This window comes from Enterobacter sp. RIT637, assembly GCF_019718755.1.
GTDB lineage: Bacteria > Pseudomonadota > Gammaproteobacteria > Enterobacterales > Enterobacteriaceae > Enterobacter.
Map to the genome: position 1 here is coordinate 1 of NZ_JAIHAZ010000052.1, position 803 is coordinate 803.

General features: G+C 57.9%; 1 protein-coding gene. It reads left to right on the forward strand.

The window, feature by feature from the left end; genetic code table 11:
* Positions 1 to 803, forward strand: an 803-nt coding sequence (locus K5E19_RS23060; RefSeq protein WP_221553253.1) for a M20/M25/M40 family metallo-hydrolase, incomplete at both ends; no start/stop codon positions are given.

Sequence of the window (803 nt, forward strand, 5' to 3'; positions counted from 1 at the left end):
TGGATATGGTGCCGCAGAAAAACAACGATACCGACCACGACTTCACAAAAGATCCGATTCAGCCGTACATCGACGGCGAATGGGTTAAAGCACGCGGCACCACGCTGGGCGCAGATAACGGCATCGGTATGGCCTCCGCGCTGGCGGTGCTGGCTGACGATCGCGTTGAGCACGGCCCGCTGGAAGTGCTGCTGACCATGACCGAAGAAGCCGGTATGGACGGTGCTTTTGGTCTGCAGGCCAACTGGCTGCAGGCAGATATCCTGATCAACACCGACTCTGAAGAAGAGGGTGAGATCTACATGGGTTGCGCGGGGGGGATTGATTTCATCTCTACCCTGCCTCTGACCCGTGAAGCGGTTCCGGCTGGCTTCCAGACCTTCAAGCTGACGCTGAAAGGGCTGAAAGGCGGTCACTCGGGCGGCGATATCCATTTAGGTCTGGGCAATGCCAACAAACTGCTGGCGCGCTTCCTGGCCGGTCACGCGGCTGAGCTGGATCTGCGTCTGGTGGATTTCAACGGCGGTACCCTGCGTAACGCGATCCCTCGTGAAGCCTTTGCCACCGTTGCCGTTGCAGCAAACAAAGCCGACGAGCTGAAAAACCTGGCGAACGTCTACCTGGATATCCTGAAAAACGAACTGTCAGTGAAAGAGAAAAACCTGACCGTGGTTCTGGAAGCCGTATCCAGCGATAAAGCCGCGCTGACGACCGAGTCACGCGACCGCTTTGTGCAGCTGCTGAACGCCACACCAAACGGCGTGATCCGCAACTCTGACGTGGCGAAAGGCGTGGTGGAAACC